Raw genomic sequence first — 21132 nt, forward strand, 5'->3', positions numbered from 1 at the left:
CGCATCATCATCTATTTCAACGTGATCTGCACCAGTCCCGCCTGTTTCAGTTTCGCGTTCAACGCCGGCAGATCGGCAGTCCTGATTCGATTCCACTGCGCCAGCAACTGGGCGAGCGAATCAGCCAGCCTGCGCGCCACAGCCGCATTCTGAGTGGGCGGAGCGGCATCAGCTTCCTGAAGCAGACCGAACATCTGCGTCAGTTCGCCACTGATCCGTCCCAGATCATTGGTCGCCGCCGTTGCGGCGCGCCCGGCGCGCCGTCCAGTCGTCTGGCCGCCGAGCACAGCCAGTCTCTGATCAAGCACCGCGATCGATTCCGCCACCGGTCCGGCGCCAGCCTTCGCCTTCACCGCGTCAAGCTGCGCCCTGACCGCCGCGATCTCGGTCGACGCCGCAGCCGATGTCGCGATGCCGTCGTACATCTGCATGGACAACGCGAATTGCTGCTGCAATCCCGCGAGCGATGTCCTGACACGCGGGTCCATCTTCACGGTTAGCGGCTGCTTCAGGCTCCGGCCAGCAACAGTCAACCTCACCGTGTACACGCCTGGCAGCACGAATGGCCCCCGCGGCTCGCGCGGCGTGTTCCAGAAGATGGCGGAGATCGGATACTCGAACTCAGTGACCGCCGGCGCGGCGTATCGCACGTCCCACACGAACCGATGCAGCCCGGCCACTGCCGACAGCACCTGGGGCGGCCGGATCCAGTAGTCGGGAATGTTGCGCCCCTCAATCGGCGGCTCCGGTATCTCGTCGCTCGAGTACGCCCTCACGATCTTGCCGGCGCTATCGAGAATCTCCAGCGTCACCCGTCCGGCCGCAGCCGTCTTCAGGTAGTAGTTGATGACGGCACCATCGGGCGGGTTCTGCCCCGCCGGTTCGTCGGGCGGTAACGGCGTGTCGGTGTTCTTGTTCCAGCGGAATCGCCACGCGTCCTGCGGCTTGAACAAGTGAACATCGGACGCCATCACCTGCTCGCTGATCTGCCGCAGAGGCGTAATGTCGTCGAGAATCCAGAATCCCCGGCCGTGCGTGGCCACAACGAGGTCGTCACCCTTCACTACCAGGTCGCGTACGGAGGAGGCCGGCATGTTCAGGCGCAGCGACCGCCAGTGGTCGCCGTCATCAAACGACACGTAGACCGCCTGCTCGGTGCCCGCAAACAGCAGCCCCTTTCGCTTCGGATCCTCGCGCACGACACGGACGATACCGCCATCTGGAATGCCGGTGGTGATGTGCGCCCACGTCCTGCCGCCATCGTGCGTGCGATAGATGTGGGGACGCGTGTCGTCGAGCCGCATCGTGTCGATGGCAGCGTACGCCGTCAGTTGGTCGACGTGCGAGGCGTCCATGATTGACACTTTCGCCCACGGCTTCAAGTCCGGTGGCGTCACGTCCTTCCAGGTGAGGCCCCCATCCGCCGTCGTGTGGATCAGGCCATCGTCTGTGCCCACCCAGATCCGGCCGAGCCTCAGCGGCGAGGGCGCGATCGTATAGATGACACCCCGTTGGGCTACCGCCGCCTGGGCGTCAGTCCGGTACTTGCCGACGTTGGCAGGCACTTCCCATGTCTTGCGCGTGAGATCCGGGCTGACGCTTGTCCAGTTCTGGCCCCCGTCGAGCGTCTTCCACAGCGTGTTCGAGGCGAAGAACAACACATGCGGATCGGCCTGAGAAAACACGACCGGAGCCGTCCGTACGGTGCGGTAGCCGTCGCCACGAAGCGGCTTCGGGCCGACGTTCTGCACCTGTCCGGTGCGCCGGTCGTAGCGCGTCAGCTTGCCACCGTAGACGATGTCGGCATTCAGGGGGTCGGGCACGGCGTAGCCGTACTCTTCCACACCCACTGGATGCCATTCGCGAAACGTGATCTGCCCGTCATCGCCGCGGCTCTGCACACAGGCGGATCCGCTATCCTGCTGGCCGCCGCACACGCGATACGGAAAGCTGTTGTCCGTGTTGACGTGGAACATCTGCGCCGTCGGCTGGGTGTACCAACTGCTCCAGCTCGCACCGCCGTTCACCGTGATGACGGCCCCCTGGTCCACGGTGAGCGCCATGATGTCGGGGTTGTCCGGGTTGATCCAGATGCGCTGATAGTCGTCGCCGCCGGGCGCGCCTCGAATGCCGGCGAACGTCTTCCCGCCGTCGATCGACTTCCACGTCACGATCGTCGGGACAAAGACGATGTCGGGGTTGCGCGGGTTGACGCGAACATCGGTAGCATCCGATGGCCGTGCCACGACGCGCTGGTCGTTGCACACCAGGTACCAGCTTTCGCCGGCATCATCCGACCGGTAGAAACCGCTCTGACGCGCCTCGACCACCGCGTACAGCCGGCGGGGATCGCTCGGCGCGACGGTAATGCCGATCCGCCCGAGCCCGTCCGCGTTGGACGGAAGGCCCTTGGTGAGCGGCTTCCACGTGTTTCCGCCATCGGTCGACTTGAACAGCCCGCCGCCAGGGCCGCGCCATTCGGCGTTTTCCCACGGCCCGAGCCGTGATTCCCACAGCACGGCATAGACGGTGTCGGGGTTGGCGGGATCGAAGGCCAGATCGACACCTCCCGTGTTCTCGTCCTTGTAGAGCACTTTCTGAAATGTGGCGCCGCCATCGAGCGAACGGAAGATGCCTCGCTCTTCGTTCGGGCCGTAAGGATGGCCCAGCACGGCGACGAACAGCCGGTTCTGGTCGCGTGGGTCGACGATGATCTGCGGAATCTGCTGGCCGTCTCGCAGGCCCAGATGCGTCCACGTCCTTCCGCCGTCGTTGGATCGATAGAAGCCGTCGCCGGTGGACAGGTCGGGGCGCTGCATGCCCTCGCCGCTGCCGACGTAGATCCGGTTCGGGTTCGAGGGCGCCACCGCGATGGCGCCCACCGATCCGGTCGGCTGGTCATCGAACATCGATTGCCACGTCCGTCCGAAGTCGGTTGTTCTCCACACACCGCCGTTCACCGGGCCTATGTAGAACGTGCCCGGCTGGGACGGAACGCCCGACAGCGCCTTGGTGCGCCCGCCGCGGAAGGGGCCGATGTGACGCCAGCGGATCTCGCTGAACAAGCCTGGCGCAAACGGCACATCGGCCACGGGGGGGAGTAAGGCGGTCGGCGTCGCGGCTGCCAAGACACACGCCATCGCCGCAACGGTTGACAGCCACACGACACACCGCTCTGAACGCATGTTTCTTCTCCCGCCTGGGGCTGCGTGTTGGTTCACTACTGCCCAGCCTGAGTCTGGCGCCAGTGTAGCGCAGTCACTGATTTCGGTGGACCCAGTGGCTCCCCTCGCTGAAGAGGAGATTGGTCAGGACAACAGCGCGCGGAGAGCGCGTAGGCCATCGGCCAGCAAGTCCGGGGGATCCGTGTCCGCGAACGCCGCCTCGGCCGCGGCGCGTTCCCTGGCCAGCGTCAGGGGCAGCAGCGGGTCGATCCGGCTCTTCGCCTCGGCTGTCTCTTTCAACTGCGCCACGGCTTTCTGCATCTGATCCGGATCGAGGACGGCGACCGGCGTGCGGCAGAACCGGCAGGCCGCATCCTGTCCGAGATCGATCGGCGCGCCGCAGTTGGCGCAATTGATCTGCTTGATCCGGCGCCGCAGGTCGTTCACTTCGTCGGCGTTCAACACGCGCACGAAGCTCCTGGCCCGAAGAAACTGGTAGTACGTCATGATGCGGCCGTGCCCGGCCGGGCAGCGGAAGTAGGTAAAGCGCGTCGCCCGCTGCATGTCGTGAGTGTCCTCGAGCGGCGTCGCGCAGCGCGGGCACCGCAACGTGGCCGCCAGCGTAGTACGCGGAGCGTTCTGCTCGGTCGCAATCGCCGCCAGCAGATCGAGCGTCGCGCGCGGCGCCAGTTGCAGCATCTCCTGGTTGTCGAACCAGATCACCTGGCACACGTGGCAGATGTCGAGATCGATCGACCGGCCATAAAGACGATCGAACGGCCGGCCGGTCATCACCGCCTGGCAGTTTGGGCAGTTCATAGAAATCGGTCCGTCCCCAATTCCCTACAGCCGCTGCCTGACGAACCGGACGCCCGACGATTCGGACGGCGGATCGAGATGACGAACCTCCTGCGGGTCAGCGAACCCCGCCGGTCAACTCCGCCACGAGCTTGTCGGCTCCGTACAGCTTCTTGAGGCCCTCGATGATGCCGGCCGAATGCACGCCGACAGCGCGTGATCCCTCGGCTTCGTCGATGTACATGTATCGGTTGGGCAGCTTCTGGATGTTGCTGTCGAAGTTGACACCCACGATCTCGGCGTTGCGGTTGATGATGGGCGTGCCCGAATTGCCGCCAATCGTGTCGGCGGTATAGACGAAATTGAACGGCGTCGCGAGATCGAGCTTGTTCCGCCCCTCCCGCCACCGCGTCGGAAGATTGAACGGCACCTTCTCGCTGAACGCCTCCGCCCGCTCGTACAATCCGTAGAACGTCGTCCGGTAAGGCACCAGCGTCGAGCCAAGTTCGTAGCCAAGCACCGTGCCGTACTCGAACCGGAGGTTCGAATTGGCATCCGGATACACCGACTTCCCGTAGGCGGCGAACCGCGCCCGGGCGATCTTCTCGCCCGCGCTCGACTCGACGCTCTGGATTTTCTCCTCCTGCCAGGCGCGCAACTCGCGGATGATGGGTTCGGCGCGGCGCGCCAGATCAATCAGGGGATCGGTCGACGCGTTGATGGCGGCCGGACCGCCCTCAATAAGTGCTTTGCGCGCGGCGACGTCGTTCAGCTTCGTTCCCGCCAGCACCTGTTTGACCACGGCGGCTGGTGACTGGCCGCCGAGCACGGCCTTCATGAACGGGTCCGCCGGCCCGAGCGTCTTGAGCCCCTCCGCGAGCCACCCGGTCAGTTGCGCCTCTTCCATGTCGAGATACACGGGGGCCGACGAGAAGAGGTTGAACTTCAGTCCTTCCAGACGCGCATCGGTGAATTCAGAATAGCGCTGCGAACTCGGCTTCGAAATCTGATCGGCGTAGCGGACAATGGTCGACGCCATCCCGCCCAGGCGGGACGCGGTGAGGTTGGAGAAGGCGATACGCCTGGCGAAGGCGGGCAGCGCCGCGTACGCTGCGGCGATCTGGTCCCACCCAGCCGCGTACAGTTTCTGCCACTCGGGACTGGCCGCCACTTTCGCCCGGAGCGCCGATTCGTCGTCTTCCTTCTTCTTGAAGATCCGGGGATTCTTCAATCCGTCCTGCTGTCCGATGAGCCGCTTGATGGAGTTCTCGAGCCCCAGTCGCGGCGTCGATCCGCGACGAGCCTGCTCGGCCCCGAGTGCCTGGTAGCGGACGAGCGCGTCGCGCCGCGACGTCCACACGTGCATCTGAAGAAGGTTGCCGATGTCGCGCTGATACTTGAGCTGACCCACAGTCAGCAGCCGCGACGTCGCACCCGGATATCCCGGGGCGAAGATCAGCTCGCCTTCGACCGCCCCATTCTTCGACCACTTGAGGAAGTGCTCGCTCTTGAGCGGCTGGCCGTTTTCGTACACGCGGAAGAACGTGATGTCGAAGTTCCACCGCGGATACGTGAAGTTGTCGTAGTCGCCGCCGAAATACGCGATGTCCTGTTCGGGAGCAAACACGAGGCGGATATCCGTGTACTTCTTGTTCCGGTAGAGCCAGTACTCGCCGCCGCTGTAGAGCGTGACGATCTCGCACTTGAGGCCGGTCTGCGTCGAGCACTCCTTCTCGATCGTCGCCATCTCGGCCTTGCGCTGCGCGTTGGCGTCCTTGTCGGTCGCCCCCGCCTTCGCGGCTCCCTGCACGCGCCTGGTCATGTCCTCGTATGAGACCAGCACGTTCGCCTCGAAATCCGTGCACTTAAGTTCCTCGTCGCGCGCCGCGGCGTAAAACCCGTCCTTGATCAGATCGCGCTGGGGCGTCGAAAGCTTGGCAACCTGATCCCGGCCAACATGCTGGTTGGTGAGCAGCAGGCCGTCCGGCGACACAAACGAGGCCGACGCGCCCGACACCCGCACCGCGGACAACCGGATGTGCTCGAGCCACTGATCCGTGATGTCGAATCCGTACTTCTCCTTGATCAGCTTTCGCGGCGGGTTGTCGAAGGTCCACATGCCGTCATCGGCGACGAGACCCGTGACGGCAAGTGCGATAGCAGCGGCGAGCAGCGGGATGAATACGGCGCGTTTCATAATTGCTCTACTTTCCTACTTTCCCGCATCCAGGTGATTCCAATTCAGAATCGCATTGAATCCAAGGAAGAACGTCCCCTGCGTCTGGAAGCGCCAGAACGGCCGAATGGCAAACATCACGACGTGGCCCGACCCGATCGGCGAATCGATCACCTGGGCCCGCCCGGCGAGCGCCCCGCCGCCAACCAGCACGCCCGACAGCAACATGTCATCAGCGTTGGCCGGGAACCGCAGGATGACGCGCGGAGCATCCGTCCCGGCCGCAAAGCCGGCCCCACCACGGCCCCCGCGGCCGCCGATGTCAGCAAGGGGTCCCCCACCAGGCGACACCCCTGAGATTCCCGTCGGAGCCCACAGCGACAACTTCTGCGCGTTGCCCGCGTTTGGCGCCACAACCGCGCCCACGCCGGGGATCTGCGCGCCTCCACCACCGCCCCGTCCGCCGCCTCCCCCGCCCCCTACAGCCAGCACCGGACTCTGGCTGAAGTACACCGGGATCTGCGCGCCGTCATAGCCATACATGATCGGGCTCTTTGCATCAGCCACCACGCCGCGCAGGATCGATCCCCGCACGAACAGCCCCTGCGGGCTCTCGACGCTCACACCGTTCACGAGGTTGTAGTCGGGGAAGATCACCGACGTCGCGCCCTCGGTGATGAGCAACCCGCCCTCCTTGACGAACTGGTAGAGGTTCATCAGGCCCTCGAGGCCCATCCCGCCACGGATGTCGTCGGCCTGGTCCTGCACACCGAGATTGGGCGTCAGTTCGGACTTCTTGTACGGCACCGGATCGCCGACCTTAGGAATCCCGTTGACCTGCGACTGCGCCGTGCCGCCGACGTGCGGGTACACAATGACGTCGTACTTCGCGCGCAGGTTTCCCTCGCGCAGCTTGATGTCGGCGAAGTAGATGTACGGCACGCCAAAGGTGTCGAACGCCCCGCGCACCCACCCTTCGTTCTGGGTGTTCGACCACGAGTGCACATAGCCGATCCGCGGCACGTCGAGGCTGTGCATCTTGACGCTCGGCGCGGCGGCCACGCCCCAGGCCGACAGCCCGAGCTCCTTGAGTGTCCCGTCGAGTTTCGCCCGGTCCCCTGCCGGGATGATGAACGCCCCGGCCTTGAACTTATGGCCTCCGGCCTCGAAATCCTCTTCGGCCGCCTGCATCTTGACGTCGGCATGCTTGAAGCGGAACGTCACGACGGCGTTGTCGCTCGTGTGATCGACGATGACCACCGGGCCCGCGCCCTCAATGCCGCCCGCCGCCCTGACGTCGGCCGTGATGAGCGCCATCTGCTGGTCGAGCACGTTCTTCTCGCCAACCGGCACCACCGATACATTCCGCATCAACTGCATCGTCCACCCGGTGTCGTCGTACGGGTCCGGATTGGCGGGTGCGTAGTTCTGCAGGCTGAAGTACATGTCGGCCATCGTTCTGTACGGCTGGTCGGCGCGGATGACGTAGTCACCCGCCGCCACGCTGACCGTCCCTGCCTCGAACGCCGCGGTGGCGCGGGAAATCTCGAGGCCCTGGCGCCGGAGCGCGTTGACCAGATCGGCAGCCTCTGCTTTGCGGCGCTGCGCGGCCGGGATCACCCAGGCATACGGCGCCTGCGTCCGGCCCTTGTCGAGCGCGCGCTTGTTCTTGAGCCAGTAGTTCTCGAGGAACGTCTCGCGGTTCTTCGCCACGTAGTTGAGCGCGATCAGAAGCGCCGACTCCTGGATGTTCGTGTTGTTGCGCGGTCCCCACTTGATCGACGGGAGCGGCGGATTCGGACGGTACCATTCCCGGCTGGTCGCGCTGGCGCCCATCCGCAGGTTCTCGACGATGTCCGGGCCATAGCTTTGGACTTCGTAGAACCGGCCTATCGAGTTCTTCGTGTGCGCGATGAAGAACATATAGTTCGGCGTCCAGCCGTCGTAGAACCCGTACGTCCACACGCCCGGCACGTTGCGCTTGGCCATCTCCATCACTTCGGCGTTGGCGAGCGCCCACCACTCGTCAATCGTGATGGCATCGAGCTGTTCGTTGTAGGGCCCCCGTCCGGTTGACGCATACAGGTAGTTGGACGCTTCGTGGAGATCGTGCAGGATGGTCGGCTTCCACTCGAGGAACGTCCGATTGACGTTCTGCGTGAGCTTGAGCATCTGGCCCATCGCGTCGCGGTTGTCGTCGTGCGCGACGTACTTGCCCCAGTACATGAGCGGCGGCCGCTGCTTGCCCGTCTTTTTCCCGTAGTAATAGGTGTCGACGTGCTTCTCGCGGCCGTCCACCTCGATCACTGGCGTGATCAGGACAATCACGTTGTTGCGGATGTTCTGGATGAACGGCGTCTCTTCGACCGCGAGGCGGTACGGCAGCTCGATCAACGTCTCCGGTCCGCCGGTCTCGCCCGAGTGCATGCCGGCCGTGATCCAGTAAATGGGCTTCGACGTCTTGAGGAGTTGCTGGGCCTGCGCTTCGGTTGTCTTGCGCGGATCGGTCAGCGCGGCCAGATTGGCCTTGTAGGTGTCGAGCGTCCTGATCGTCTGCTCGTCGGCCACCGCGAGCAGCACCATGTCCCGGCCTTCCTCGGTCTTGCCGATCGTCCAGTACTTGAAGCGCGGCGAGGACTTGGCGAGCGCCTCGTAATAACGCTGGATGTCCTTCGCATAGGTCAGCTCGCCCGGCGTTCCCGGGATGCGGCCCAGGAACTTGAGCGGCGACGGCACCTTGTCGCTCGCCGGCATGTGGTCCACCAGCTCCGTGCTGATGCGCGGATCCTGGGTGTACTCCTTGATCAGCTTCGTGTAGGCCTCGTCCTGCTTCTGAACAGGCGCGGGTTTCGCGTTCTGGGCCGACAGCGTGAGCGTGGCGCCACTTGCGATGGTGAACGCGAGCACGACGGCAATCCGGATCCGACGCGTGAATGGCGTGGTCATCGTGGTGCAACTCCTATGGGCAAGCATGACGTGAGATTCACCGAATCAACGGGCCGATGCATCGGGAGCAGTGCGGGCGGCTGGTGCGGGCTTCCGCTTCTTTCGCGGCCGCGCCCGAGACGCCAGTTTCTTGAAGCGGGCTTCTTCGCCAACGACGAGCAGCGGCTGCTTCGGGTCCTTCAATAGGTTGAAGAACCGTCCGTCGGTCGTGCGCGCGTAGATGTCGCGGCAGTCGGTCAGCAGCGTGAGCGGCCCGCCGTCGCCTGACGCCTCGAAGAGGCGGATGCCGAAGTGGTCGATGAGCGTGTCAATAAGCTGACGCAGTTGCGGAAGCGAAAACCCACGGCGGCGCAGGTCGGCCAGCACCATGATCTCAAGCAGATCCACCGGTGTGTAGCGGCGCTCTGTGAAGCCGCCGGCCTCGGTCGGATGCGACGCGAGCGCCGGCTCGATGAGCTTCTGCCGTTCCCACCAGCGCAGTTGACCGGCGGTGAGACCGGTCAATGCCGTGACGTCTCGCGAGCTGTAGTACTGCTTCAGGCGCATCCGTCAACTCTCCAGCAACCGCGTGCCCTTCTTGATGGCGGCCATCACCACGAAAATCCCGGCGCTCGCCGCAAAGAACCAGAGCCAGATGTCGTCCACCGTCCAACGCCACGCCCGGCACGATTCCTGCGCTCCATCGAGAACGAAGGCGCCAGCCGCCACGACCATCAGACCGTGAAACTCCTGACGCGCCACCTTCCTCCAGGAAAACGATGTGGTGGCGGGGATATAACAGGCAATCGAAGGGATGATGGCCGGTACGCGATTGGCCCAGGCATCAAACGCCGGCCCGAACGTCTCGAAGAGAAAGGCCTCTTCGCGCGCGGCGATCCGCTCGTAGTAAAGCAGCGTCGACAACACGAGAATGATCGGGAGATACCAGATCCCCGGAAAGAGCGCCAGGCCAAGGGCCATCAGCCCGTTGGCCAGATAGAGCGGATGCCTGACGATCGAGTACGGGCCGGTCGTGCGCAGTTGGGACGCGCGCGGGTTGACGGTGCTCCGCTCCGAGGTTCCGGACGGCGCCGAACCGACCGCCCACATTCGAAGTCCGAGGCCCGACAGCGCGACAAGAATGGAACAGGTCTCCCAGAATCGTTCCTGGGTGCCCGGGGTGAATGGCGACGAGGAGGTCCAAAGGCCGACGAGAAGAACGGGCGCCATCAGCAACGGGAAATAGCTACGCCAGCGGAACAGGCGGTCGCCATCGTCGACGAAACGGTCAAGAAGCCTCATCGCGCAGCCATTCTGCATGGGGGGACGCCCTATTTGCAAATGCGGGGCGGATTTCGAGCCCCTGGCTATGCCGCCTGACAGCGTCTCGACGCGCCTGAGGAAACCGCACAAGGACGCCCTGTCACCCACCGGCGACACCCGTTCAGGGGACTGGTTTTGGTAAACTGATGAAACCAAACGGTGTTCCGGCGGCATCCGGGGTCCGGCCGAAGGTACGGGACTTGCTACCGACGGGTAGAGAGAACGCGGGAGAGAAAGTATGCCCAGAACACTGACCATCATCGTGCTCTTCGTCGTGTGCGCCCTGGCTGCCGCTGCGGGTGGATTTGTCGCGATGAGGCAGTCGTCGACCGTTGCCGTCTCCAGCGCGCCGCCAGCGGCCCAAGATGCCGTGGGCGGGGCACAGACGCAGGGCGCTGAGTCCAGGCCAGCCGCCGAAACAACGGCCGCGGCAGGAGTGAACCCTATCGGTGTCTCCGCACCGGCCGCGACGGCAACGGCGGTTCAGGAGCCTCCGATCACACCGGCCAATTTGAACGTCGCCCCGGTCCAGACAGCGACACCGCCTGCAACATCCGTGGCTTCTGGCGCCCGGACCAGGCCGGCACCGACGCGGTCAGTTCCGACAGCCCCCGCCTCATCCCGGCCGACCGCTTCAGCTTCAGACATGATCGTCACCGGGCGGCCTGGAACAGCCGCCGCGGCAGGCACGCCGGCCAGTGTCGAATCGCCGGTGCTTTCGGCTCCGGCTACTCAGGCGTCGGCGCCTCAGGAGCCTGCGCGTCCGCTTCCGACGTTCGAGGAAGTCGTCGTGCAGGCCGAGTCGGTGCTCGGACTGCAGGTGATGACCACGACCTCGACAGAAGAGGCGAAAGTGGAAGACCCGGTCGAAGCCAAGGTGACGCGCGATGTGAGGATTGGCGGAACCGTCGCGATCCCGGCCGGCACCCGTGTCCTTGGTGTCGTGACGGTCGTTGAGCGCGGCGGCAAGGTTAAGGGCAAAGCGCGGCTCGGCGTTCGCTTCCACACGCTCGTGCTCGCCGATGCCGCGGCGACGCGCGTGCCCATCCGTACGGACACGATCTTCCGCGAGAGCGAGTCCCAGGGTGCACAGAGCGCAACGAAGATCGGGGCGGCCGCTGCGGGAGGCGCGATTCTCGGCGCCATTATCGGCGGCGGCAAGGGTGCGATTCTCGGCGGCGCCCTCGGAGCCGGTGGCGGAACCGCCAGCGTGATGGGCGGCGAACGCAGTGTCGCCACGTTGCAGGCCGGCACGGCAATCACGGTGCGCCTGCAGGATGCCGTGACGGTGACCGTCGAGCGGTAGGAGCGCCCCTACTTTTTGACCGGCTTCAGCAGCAGATCCTGAAAGTCGAAGCTGAAGTCGGTGGCGGGCGACACGGCCTGCATTTTCGCCTGGTCAATCGATCCGTCCGGGTTGAGCGCAAACGTCACGAACGCGTCGGCTCGCAACTCGCGGTCCCTCCATCGCACAACAAACGTGTCGTGCTGCCAGTGCTCGATGTCACCTACCAGCGACGGCGTGTGCGAGAAGCGCATCACGAGCTTGCCCTGCTCGACCGCGATGGTGACGTCGCCGTACCATCCATCAGCATAGGTGCCCGCATACCCGGCCAGCGGCAGCGACGGCTTCGATGTGGCATCGCGCGCGGCGGCGGCCTTCTTCTCAGCGTCGGCCCCGCTGGCGTCCTGCCGCGCCGCCACGGCGCGGTACGCCTCAATCCAGTCGGTCTGCTGTGTCACGCCGAGATAGTGATCGACGACGTGGTACGCGATTGAATCGAAGGCCTCACCGGATTCCTGGTTCGTGAGCACGGTCACGCCAAGGCCGATCTCAGGCAGCAACATCACCCTCGACACGTAGCCGGGCAGTCCTCCCGTGTGCGTCACCATCTTCTTTCCGCGGTAGTCGCGGATGTTCAACCCCAGCGCGTAGCCCGAGAAGTTGTTGCGCTGAGGCGCCAGCTCGGCCGGCGGATTCGATGGCGAGAGCGGCGTGACGATGGTCGTCAACTGACGGGCCGTCGCCTCCGAGAACAGCCGCGAGCCGTCAGGGAGACGCCCGTTGGCCAGCAGCACGCGCATCCACTTCGCCATGTCTTCGGCGCTCGAGTTGATGCCACCTGCCGGATTCGTGTTGTCGCTGTCGAAGGGCGCGATCGGCCTGACCTTGCCATCCACGCTGGCATGCGGCGTCCCGATATTGCCCGAGGCCGCCGCAGCGGAGTGCCGCACGTTACTGCCGGTCATGCCGACCTTCGCGAGAATCCGCGTGCTGACAAAATCCTCCCAGCTCTGGCCGCTGATGGTCTCGATCAACTCGCCCGCCACGAGGTAGAGCACATTGTCGTAGGCATAGGCGCTGCGGAAGCTGGTGGCAGGCTTGATGAAGCGGAGCCGTGCGGCAATCTCCTTGCGGTTGTACGTCGATGACGGCCACCACAACAGGTCGCCGGCTCCGAGGCCCAGCCCGCTTCGATGAACGAGCAGATCGCGCACGGTCAATTCGCGCGTGACAAACGGATCCCACATCTGGAAGCCGGGCAGATAGCGGACAACCGGCGCGTCCCACGCAACCTTGCCTTCCTCAACCAGAAGCCCGATCGCCGTTGCCGTGAACACCTTCGTGTTCGACGCGATGCCGAAAAGCGTCCGGCCGTCGGCAGGCGCCGGATCGCCGAGCTTGCGGACACCGTAGCCTTTGGCCGCCACCACCGTGCCGTCTTTGACGATGGCCAGGCCGATACCGGGCACTTCGAACGTCTTCATTGCGCGAGTGACCCAGGCGTCGAGATCGGCTGGCGCGGCGGGCGGTGCGGGTGCTGGTGCCGCGACAGGCGCTGACTGCCGGGCGTGAATGCTGCTGACGAGTAGAAGGACGGCAAGCGGGGCGAAGCCCCAGCGGCGTAGGGTGCGCATCCGTGCAGTATACGAAATCGGAGGGGCTTCTGATTACTTAGTCATCGCGACGCGGCTCCTGGCGAGCAACTCGCTGGCGTCGAATACGCGGCCGCCCCGGATGACCGAGGAGATTCGGGCGAGATCGGCGGTATTGTTCAGCGGATCGCCCGCTACGATGAAGAAGTCGGCGTCAAGGCCAGGCTTGATGCCGAACTGCGCGGCGGGGCGTCCCAACATCAGCGCGCCGTTGATCGTCGCCGCGCGAATGGCCTGAATGGGCGTCAGGCCGGCTTCCACCAGCGCCGCCATTTCCCGCTGCACCGCGACGCCAGGCGCCGGGTACCCGCCCAGTTCGAAGCCTGAGCCGGCGGCCACACGGCCACCAGCTCTGACGAACCTGCGGATAAATGCCAGCTGACTGGTCCACACCTTGCGCGCCCGGGTCACTTCTGCCGGTGGGAGCTTCGCAAGCGCGTCAACAATCGCCTGCCGGCGCGCGGCTGGCAGCAATTGGAGCGACGCGTCCTTGGCGGCCGCCTTGGGGTACGCCCGCGCCCGCCCAGCCGCCAGCATCGGTACCAGGGTGATCTTCGCCCGCGCCAGACTGATGGCCAGCGTCGCCAGTTCCTTGGCGGAGGCCGCCAGCCATGTCTCGTCCGGCGTGCCTGTCCTAGCCTGAGTCGGATACGCCAGCGTCTCGATCGAATGGACGCGGGCGGCAACGAGATCCCGCATGGAAGACGCGCCGGGTTGAGCGCAGATGCGGACTCTTGATCCTCGCAGCGCCGCAACCATCGCCCGGTATGCATCCGGTGTCACGTTGTCGTACCCCGCGATCCAATCCACGCCGGACGCCACCTGGCGGGCCGCTTCGTCGGCCGCGGCAGCCGCATCGGGAGCGTCAAACAACAAGCGCCCGGGGCTCGCCGCCTGATCGATGCCGCGTCCGCTGGTCGACAATGCCGGCGCATCGATCGCACCAGACGCCGAACGCCCGCGCTGCGCCACGCCCCACGCGGTTCGCACGTTGACCACGCGGGTGGTCGTCACACCGTGCGCGAGGCTCAGCATGTAGAAGTAGTCGGCGTCCAGATCGCTGGTCGGTGCCGCCCACGCGTGCGCGTCAATCAGGCCCGGCACAAGCGTCGCATCTTTCAGAGTGAGACGCCTGACCGCGTCTGGAACATTCGGCGGCAGCCCCTCCGTGACGCTCGTGATCCGTCCCTTCTCAATCAGCACGGCTCCGACCGCCAGGTACTTCCCGGCGACCACGTCGAGGATGCGTGCGCCGGTGATGAGAACGGAGGAAGCGTCTGGTGGAGTGGCGGGCGCAGGCGATTGCGCGGCGATGAAGGTGCCGAGGACGAGGACGGCGACAAGCGTCACGATGCGCCTGGTTGCCCGCGCGGCCGACAGGATCGGGAACCAGCGGTTCGGACTGAACACTGTGAGATCATATTCCTTCTTGCGTCTGACGGGGACGCGGCCCGGACCCTCGTCTCGATGGCTGACGTCGTATCATTGTGGGTCAGGGGTAGGGCTGTCGTTTCGTGCTCCATTGAGAGGAACCTATGAAGAATCGCGTGCGCACGTCGGTTGGACTCTTCGTTGTAGTGCTCATCTTCGCCGGGTCCGCCCTGGCGCGGACCGGAACGCCGGCTGGCTCGCCACCCTCTGTGTCAGGGGCCGCACAACAGGCCACAAAAATCCAGGACTTTCCGGGCGTGGTCAACTTCGCACCCGTCGACGACACGTTTGCATGCGGCGGGGCAATGAAGCCGGAAGCCGCCGCCGAACTGAAGAAGCGCGGCTACAACGCGGTGGTCAACTTCAGGCCGTCCGACGAGGAGGGCGCCAATGTCGCGTCGGAGAAGGAGGCCGTCGAGAAGGCCGGCATGAAGTTCATCCACGCACCCTTCCGGCACACCGACGCAAACTTCCAGTCCGCGGTCGACACGTTTCTGGCTGCCGTAAAGGACCCGGCAAACCGGCCGATGCTGTTCCACTGTGCGTCTGGAGGCCGGGCTTCGGCGATGTGGTTCTTCAAGCGCGTATTGGTCGATGGCTGGACCATCGACAAAGCGCTGCCCGAGGCCGAGTCAATCGGCCTCACGTCGGCAGCTCTAAAGACGCTGGCCGTGGACTACGTGAAGAAGGCGCAGGCAAAATAGTTTTCACTTTCGTCCGTCGAATGACAGCGCCTGCACGAGCGCGTCGAGTTCGCTCTGCAGTTTCTGTTGCTTCGTCACGCGATCGGCGATTTCGCGCTTGATCGCGTCGAGCCGGGTTTCCTGCTCGTCCAGTTGGCGCGTGTACCGCGTGACCAGATTCTTCTCTTCCGCGCTGCCCTTGAGCGCCTTCAGGTTCTCGCGCAGCCGCTCCTGATCCGCGAAGATCTGGCCCTTTTCGTTGTTCCGTGCGTTGATCTCGGAGACCACTGCCGCAATCTCGCCCTTCTTGGCCATCACGGCCCGCAACGCCTGCTCCACCTCAGGCGTCAACGTGCGCTGACTGACGAACAGCGTGAGTTGTTCGTCGGTCACGGCCGACACCTGGTAGGTCGATTCCACCGGGCGTACCTCTTCGACCGCTAGCGTCGCCGTGGATTTCGCCGCAATCGGTACGCGGAACCGGTAGACGCTGGGCGCGGTTTCGTCCGGCTTCGTCGCGCTGACCAGCTTCCAGCCAGCCCGGTTTGGGTGTTCAACCACCAGCATCCTGGCCTTCGCGTCCTGGTTGCGCACGGTGTAGGTGCGCTTGTCGCGGAACTCGCGCTGGAAGATCATCGTGCCCTTCGCGATCCGCACGCTGCTGACGCGCTCGGGCCCGGCAGGATCCTGCTTCCAGTCGACCAGTAGAGCGAGATCGGCCGCGTACGACAACAGCCGTTTCTCACCCGGTTTGACGGCATCCATCAGTCCCTCGCCGGTGAAGGTGGCGTCCTCCAGAACCGAGTAGCTTCCGCCATCGAGCGTGAACGGCGTCGAATTGGTCAGCCAGACGGCGCTGCGCGCCCGCTGCGCCGGCGATGCACTGCTCCACACCGACACGCGCTCGGCCTCGACCGCCGCTGACACGATCGGGACAAGCGCCGACTGGTTCTTGCGGATCGTCACAGGTTCCTTGAGCCGATATTCGAACAGGTCGCCCAGTTCGCGGCCCTGCACGCCGCTGCCAACCGCGTCGGCATTCGCGTAGAGTGCGTCGACCATGCTGGCTGCGGCAGAGACCGTCACCGCCTCGGCCATTCCACCAACCAAGCCACCAACCACCCCACCGGGGATGCCGCCAGTGAAGCCGCCGGCAAGGTTGCCGCCAACGCGCACCGGCGCCCGGGGCGCTGCCATTAGCGCTGCCGGCGCCGCTTCCATCTTCGCGTCCGGCGACAGCGCGGCGTCGTGCGTCTGGGGCGTCAACTGCGCGGCCGACGGCAGCGGGATCACAGGCCGCCGCCCGTAGAACGGCTGCGACAGCGGCTGAATGAACGACTGCGGCGAGCCCGCAACGAGCGAGAGGTCGACGTTGGTCCAGTCCTCGCCGATGGTGTTGTCGACAATCGCCCAGCCCTGAAGGAGCGGCTTGTCGCCGGCCTTTGCGGGAAGCACGAGGCGATACGTGCTCTTCCAGATGGGCACCTCGCTGATGTAACTCACGTAGAGTTGCCGCTCACCAGCGCCAGCGGTCGCAATCGACATCCTCCGCAGGTCCTTCTGCCGCGTGGACGACACGATGTCGAGGTACCGGCGGATATCCGTCCTCAGGTCGCCTTCAAGAACACGCACCGAAAGACGCGGTGTGACGTCAAAGCTCTTGATGTCGCCGGCGTCGGTGACAATTGCCAGCTCGCGTGCGTCGACCTGCTTGTCGCCCTCCCCGCGCGTCCGCTGCTCGACCGCCAGGATGCGTCCCGTCACCGGGCCGCCGGCGCTCTGCACTTCGACCTTCGCTCCACGCAGCGCGGAAAGAACCGCCAGCAGCGTGGTGTCCTCGCCGATCGGAAGCGACAGCGCCCCCAGCTTCCGGCTGGCGGGATCATCGGTGTTGAAACTGACCCCGGTTACCTTCCCGTTGCCCAGATCGACTGTTGTGAGCGACATGAGCACGTCGTTCAACTGACCGCTCGTGAAGTCGATGGTCACCTGCTCGGTACCGCGCACGCGGCCGAGATGCTCGAAGAACCCGACGCCGTTCTTGTAGAGCACGACACGTTTGACGGGCAGTCGTGCCGGCGCGCTGCCGAGCATCCCCGTCACAATGGGCCCGCCAACGAGCGGCGCCGCCGGGGGCGGATTCTTCGGCGGGACGGCCGGCGCCTGCTGCGCAAGCCCGGGGACCTGGGCGAGAAGGGCAACGACGCACGTGACGGGAACCAGGAGTCGCATTCATTCCTCCACTGCCATTAGACACCGGACCTCTCAGATCCAGTGGCTCACTTCGTACTGATCGTTAGAACTCCACCCGCAGGCCCCCGACGTACGTCCGGCCCCACTGATAGGTCGGCTTCGGGCGGCGGAGCCTCCGGTCCCACTGGTAGATCAGCAGGTTGTCGCGGTCATAGAGGTTGTCGACCTCGAAGTAGACGATCGCTGACGCGCGGCCGCGCGTCAACGTCTTGTCGACGCGAACGTCCAACCGATGGTACGGCGCGTACTCGAGAGTGTTGATGCGCGTCAGATCAAAGACCGCCCGGCCCGCCTTGATCGAGGCCGTCGGGCTGAATGGCGTATAGGGATGACCGCTCACGTAGCGCCACCGCAGGCTGGCAGCCCAGTTCGCGGGGCGGGTGTAGTTCAGTTCCAGTCTGGCCTGATGGCGAAGTTCGTGCTGGGCCCGCCGCCAGACATTGTCGAAGCCCATCTGTGACACCCGCCAGTACGAGTAGTTGGCGACAACCTTGAGATGCTCGCCGGGACTCGCCGACACCACGGTATCGACACCTCGGGCACGAACTCTGCCGCCGCTTGTCAGCTGCCCGACAAACGGCGATTCGAAGTCCGCCACCGCGTCAACCAGCACATGGCCTGGCGCCAGGCGGTCAACCGGGTAGTTGCGGTAGTGCTTGTCGAATCCTTCGATGCCAAGGTGAACCCCGCGGTGCATTTCAAGATCAACACCCCCACCGCCCTGTGTCGACGCGATCGGGACAAGCGACACGTTCTGCGGCGCGCTCGCCATCCAGATGTAGGGCACGGCCTGTCGATATTCGCCCCAGTAGCCGACCAGCCTCGCCCGGTTCCCGAGCAGGTAGTCGCCCTTGAGGCGCGGGCTTCCCGTCGTGATCCCCGACGCGCCCCATCTGTCGACACGCAGGCCCGCTGACACCCGGCCCCGGCCGAACAGCGGCTTCGTCGTCTCGACGTATCCGGCGACATCGGCGAACGACTGCCGGCTCTTCGCCGAGATGTTCTCGCGAATCGGCGAATAGGGCGTCCAGACGCCGTACGCGAGCAACTCGTAGTCGAACGTGAAGGCCTTGACGGCCAGGCCAGCCAGCACGCTGCCAATCCGCGTCTGCCGCCGCAGATCGGCTCTGAACCTGATGTCCACATCGCGCCCGCGATCGAGTCCATCGACGATGGCCCCGTTCCGGGACTTTGCGTCGATCTCGCTCGTGCCAATGCTCGCCACCACGGTCGAGGCGGTCTTCGGCGACCAGGTCGAGTCCAGCCTCACCCCGGCCAGACCGACCCGTTCAGTGCCGTCGATCCGGTCCGTCCCTCCGTCGTAATCCTCGATCTGGACGGAATCACTGGCTCCGATGCCAAGGAACCTGACACTGTGTCTGCCGCCCACCCTCCGTTCGACGCGCACCAGTGCGTCCGCGTACTTCGGGACGACCTGCCCTCCCTCCTCGTGGAACGTCAATTCGAGCAGGCTGCGCCGCACGGAAACGACCCATGACCCCTTGCCGTCGCCAAACGGCCGTTCGATCTCGCCCATCGCGCCGCCGACGCCAAAGCCCAGCATGCCGTGCAGGCGGCCGGCCTTTGCCGGCCGCAGCGAGATGTCGGCGACCGAGGACATCCGTTCGCCAAACGAGGCGGAGAACCCGCCAGCCTCGATCGTGCCGACATCGATGAGCCACGGCGGGATCATCGACAGGCCTCCGCCGGTGCCGCCCTGCGCCCCGAAGTGATTCGGGTTTGGCACATCGAACCCGTCGATGCGCGTCTGGTTCTCTATGGCGCCTCCCCCACGCACGAGCAGGTCGTTGCGGTTGTCCTGGGAAGCGGCCACGCCGGGTTGCGACTGAAACGCGCGGAACACGTCCTCGAGCGCGCCAGGGGCAGCCGCAATCGCGGCTCCCGTCAACACTGGTGCAGCCGCGTTCGTGATGGTCGTCGCGTCGGGCAATCGTGGAGCGGCGCCTCTGGACTCGACCTGCATCTTCAGCCGATACGCCACCTCGACGATGGCGTCGCACGGCGCTCCCGCGAGTTCAACGCGGAGCGGTGAGATCTCGGCGAAGCCCGGCGCGGACGCGGCCAGCAGATATGAGCCGCGCGCCAGGTTCAGGAGTTCGAAGCCGCCGTCGGCGCTGGTGGTCGTGGATGCCGCGACGGTGTCGTCGTGCCGCGCGACGACGTCCACGCCAGCCACGCCGGCGCGCGACGCCTGGTCCACGACCGTTCCGGACAGGCGGCACGGACCCGGCTGCTGCGACGCAGCTTGCAGCAGGATGGCGACACCGATCGCCCCGATCGCGCCAACGGCCATTACCTGAGCGTCTTTCTAGACCGCATGGTGGCCAGTGTGAGCACGGTCACTCCCCACGCCAGCATCATCAGCGCGTCCGGCCAGAACGATTCCAATCCAACGCCCTTCAGGAAGATCCCGCGGACGATGACCAGGAAGTACCTGAGCGGAATCAGGTACGTGAGGGGCTGAATGACGCGGGGCATGTTCTCGATTGGAAAGATGAACCCGGACAGGTAGATCATCGGAACGACGAAGAAGAACACCGCCGTCATCATGGCCTGCTGCTGCGTCGCCGAGATGGTCGATACGAGCAGCCCGAGGCTCAGCGTGCACAACAGGTAGACCAGTGACAGCCCGAACAGCAGGGCGAAACTGCCCCGCAGCGGAATCTGAAACCACAGCACGGTCACCGCCACGACCAGGAACACCTGAATGACGCCAATCAGCCCGAAAGGCAGCAGCTTGCCGACGGTCAACTCCCATCGGCGAAGCGGCGTGACGTTGAGCTGTTCCAGCGTGCCCAGTTCCTTCTCCCGCACAATCGCCACGGCGCCGAGCACCGTCGTCGTGATCATCAACAGCAGTGCCAGCACGCCCGGTACCATGAACCACTGGCTCAGCAGTTGAGGGTTGAACCAGACGCGTGTGCGGGCCTCAATTGAGCCGACGGGCAGCACGACTCCGCCGGCACCCAGTCTCGACAGCGCCACGTCAACGGCCTTCTCCGCGATCAGGCTGGTGGCGTAAGCCAATCCGACCGTAGCCGAATTCGAATCCGTGCCGTCGGCGATCACCTGCACGGTCACTGGAATGCCGTCGGCGATGTCCCGCCCGTAGCCGGCCGGAATTGATACGGCCATCCACGCGGTGCGGTGCTGCAGCGCGTCATCAACATCCTGGTGCCGCGACGTCACGCCAGTCACGCTGAAGTACGGCGAGCCCTCGAACCGACCGATCAGATCGCGGCTGGCCACCGTTCGGTCCGCGTCGACGACCATCATGGGCACGTTCTTGACGTCCGTGGTCGCCGCATAGCCGAGGATCCCGAGCTGAAACACTGGTGCGATCAGCAGCACGCGCAGCATGCGAGGGTTGCGCTTGATCTCCTGGAATTCCTTGCGGATGAGAAAGCCGAGCCGTCGCATC

13 protein-coding genes are annotated in these 21132 nt (G+C 65.1%); 2 read left to right on the top strand and 11 right to left on the bottom strand.

Features of this window, described 5'->3' with window-relative positions; translation table 11 throughout:
* Positions 1–11 precede the first annotated feature (11 nt).
* The 6 genes from NTV05_11055 to NTV05_11080 all read right to left on the bottom strand — a co-directional run bounded on the left by NTV05_11055 (position 12) and on the right by NTV05_11080 (position 10365).
* Positions 12–3185 carry a glycoside hydrolase gene (locus NTV05_11055; GenBank protein ID MCX6544932.1) on the bottom strand — a complete coding sequence of 1058 codons (3174 nt, stop codon included), beginning with the start codon at positions 3183–3185 and terminating at the stop codon, positions 12–14.
* A gap of 123 nt (positions 3186–3308) precedes the next feature.
* Positions 3309–3983 (bottom strand): zf-TFIIB domain-containing protein, encoded by a 675-nt coding sequence (locus NTV05_11060; protein MCX6544933.1) that lies wholly within the window; start codon positions 3981–3983, stop codon positions 3309–3311.
* Positions 3984–4080: 97 nt separating this feature from the next.
* Positions 4081–6159: a S46 family peptidase gene (locus NTV05_11065; protein ID MCX6544934.1), complete on the bottom strand. Its 2079-nt coding sequence runs from the start codon at positions 6157–6159 to the stop codon at positions 4081–4083.
* Positions 6160–6174: 15 nt separating this feature from the next.
* The gene (locus NTV05_11070; GenBank protein MCX6544935.1) at positions 6175–9084 is read right to left on the bottom strand and encodes a M14 family zinc carboxypeptidase; all 2910 of its coding nucleotides are present in this window, start codon (positions 9082–9084) and stop codon (positions 6175–6177) included.
* A gap of 45 nt (positions 9085–9129) precedes the next feature.
* Positions 9130–9630, bottom strand: coding sequence for a MerR family transcriptional regulator (locus NTV05_11075; protein ID MCX6544936.1), 501 nt, complete (start codon positions 9628–9630; stop codon positions 9130–9132).
* A gap of 3 nt (positions 9631–9633) precedes the next feature.
* Positions 9634–10365, bottom strand: a complete 732-nt coding sequence (locus NTV05_11080) for an isoprenylcysteine carboxylmethyltransferase family protein (protein ID MCX6544937.1) — start codon at positions 10363–10365, stop codon at positions 9634–9636.
* Positions 10366–10624: 259 nt separating this feature from the next.
* Here NTV05_11080 and NTV05_11085 point away from each other — a divergent pair, with 259 nt between their 5' ends.
* Positions 10625–11692: a hypothetical protein gene (locus tag NTV05_11085; protein ID MCX6544938.1), complete on the top strand. Its 1068-nt coding sequence runs from the start codon at positions 10625–10627 to the stop codon at positions 11690–11692.
* Positions 11693–11700: 8 nt separating this feature from the next.
* Here the strand turns inward: NTV05_11085 and NTV05_11090 are convergent, their stop codons facing one another.
* Positions 11701–13305, bottom strand: a complete 1605-nt coding sequence (locus NTV05_11090; GenBank protein MCX6544939.1) for a serine hydrolase — start codon at positions 13303–13305, stop codon at positions 11701–11703.
* Positions 13306–13338: 33 nt separating this feature from the next.
* Positions 13339–14733, bottom strand: coding sequence for an amidohydrolase family protein (locus tag NTV05_11095; protein ID MCX6544940.1), 1395 nt, complete (start codon positions 14731–14733; stop codon positions 13339–13341).
* A gap of 125 nt (positions 14734–14858) precedes the next feature.
* Between NTV05_11095 and NTV05_11100 the strand changes: the two genes are divergently transcribed.
* On the top strand, positions 14859–15458 hold the full coding sequence (locus NTV05_11100; GenBank protein MCX6544941.1) for a sulfur transferase domain-containing protein: 600 nt from the start codon (positions 14859–14861) through the stop codon (positions 15456–15458).
* Between the two features lie 3 nt (positions 15459–15461).
* On the opposite strand, the gene NTV05_11105 is transcribed toward NTV05_11100, so the two are convergent.
* The 3 genes from NTV05_11105 to NTV05_11115 form a co-directional block, all read right to left on the bottom strand.
* Complete coding sequence (locus tag NTV05_11105; protein ID MCX6544942.1) at positions 15462–17669, bottom strand: hypothetical protein; 2208 nt, start codon at positions 17667–17669, stop codon at positions 15462–15464.
* 64 nt (positions 17670–17733) lie between these two features.
* On the bottom strand, positions 17734–20004 hold the full coding sequence (locus NTV05_11110) for a TonB-dependent receptor (protein ID MCX6544943.1): 2271 nt from the start codon (positions 20002–20004) through the stop codon (positions 17734–17736).
* The gene (locus tag NTV05_11115) at positions 20004–21131 is read right to left on the bottom strand and encodes an ABC transporter permease (GenBank protein MCX6544944.1); all 1128 of its coding nucleotides are present in this window, start codon (positions 21129–21131) and stop codon (positions 20004–20006) included. The genes NTV05_11110 and NTV05_11115 overlap by 1 nt, the downstream gene beginning before the upstream one ends.
* Between the last annotated feature and the right edge of the window lies 1 nt (position 21132).

The organism is Acidobacteriota bacterium, assembly GCA_026393755.1.
Taxonomy (GTDB): domain Bacteria; phylum Acidobacteriota; class Vicinamibacteria; order Vicinamibacterales; family JAKQTR01; genus JBAXOX01.

Excerpts from the sequence above, each read along its gene's own strand:
- NTV05_11055 (MCX6544932.1), bottom strand. The coding sequence starts at position 3,185 with ATGCGTTCAGAGCGGTGTGTCGTGTGGCTGTCAACCGTTGCGGCGATG.
- NTV05_11060 (MCX6544933.1), bottom strand. The coding sequence starts at position 3,983 with ATGAACTGCCCAAACTGCCAGGCGGTGATGACCGGCCGGCCGTTCGAT.
- NTV05_11065 (MCX6544934.1), bottom strand. The coding sequence starts at position 6,159 with ATGAAACGCGCCGTATTCATCCCGCTGCTCGCCGCTGCTATCGCACTT.
- NTV05_11070 (MCX6544935.1), bottom strand. The coding sequence starts at position 9,084 with ATGACCACGCCATTCACGCGTCGGATCCGGATTGCCGTCGTGCTCGCG.
- NTV05_11075 (MCX6544936.1), bottom strand. The coding sequence starts at position 9,630 with ATGCGCCTGAAGCAGTACTACAGCTCGCGAGACGTCACGGCATTGACC.
- NTV05_11080 (MCX6544937.1), bottom strand. The coding sequence starts at position 10,365 with ATGAGGCTTCTTGACCGTTTCGTCGACGATGGCGACCGCCTGTTCCGC.
- NTV05_11085 (MCX6544938.1), top strand. The coding sequence starts at position 10,625 with ATGCCCAGAACACTGACCATCATCGTGCTCTTCGTCGTGTGCGCCCTG.
- NTV05_11090 (MCX6544939.1), bottom strand. The coding sequence starts at position 13,305 with ATGCGCACCCTACGCCGCTGGGGCTTCGCCCCGCTTGCCGTCCTTCTA.
- NTV05_11100 (MCX6544941.1), top strand. The coding sequence starts at position 14,859 with ATGAAGAATCGCGTGCGCACGTCGGTTGGACTCTTCGTTGTAGTGCTC.
- NTV05_11105 (MCX6544942.1), bottom strand. The coding sequence starts at position 17,669 with ATGCGACTCCTGGTTCCCGTCACGTGCGTCGTTGCCCTTCTCGCCCAG.
- NTV05_11110 (MCX6544943.1), bottom strand. The coding sequence starts at position 20,004 with ATGGCCGTTGGCGCGATCGGGGCGATCGGTGTCGCCATCCTGCTGCAA.
- NTV05_11115 (MCX6544944.1), bottom strand. The coding sequence starts at position 21,131 with ATGCGACGGCTCGGCTTTCTCATCCGCAAGGAATTCCAGGAGATCAAG.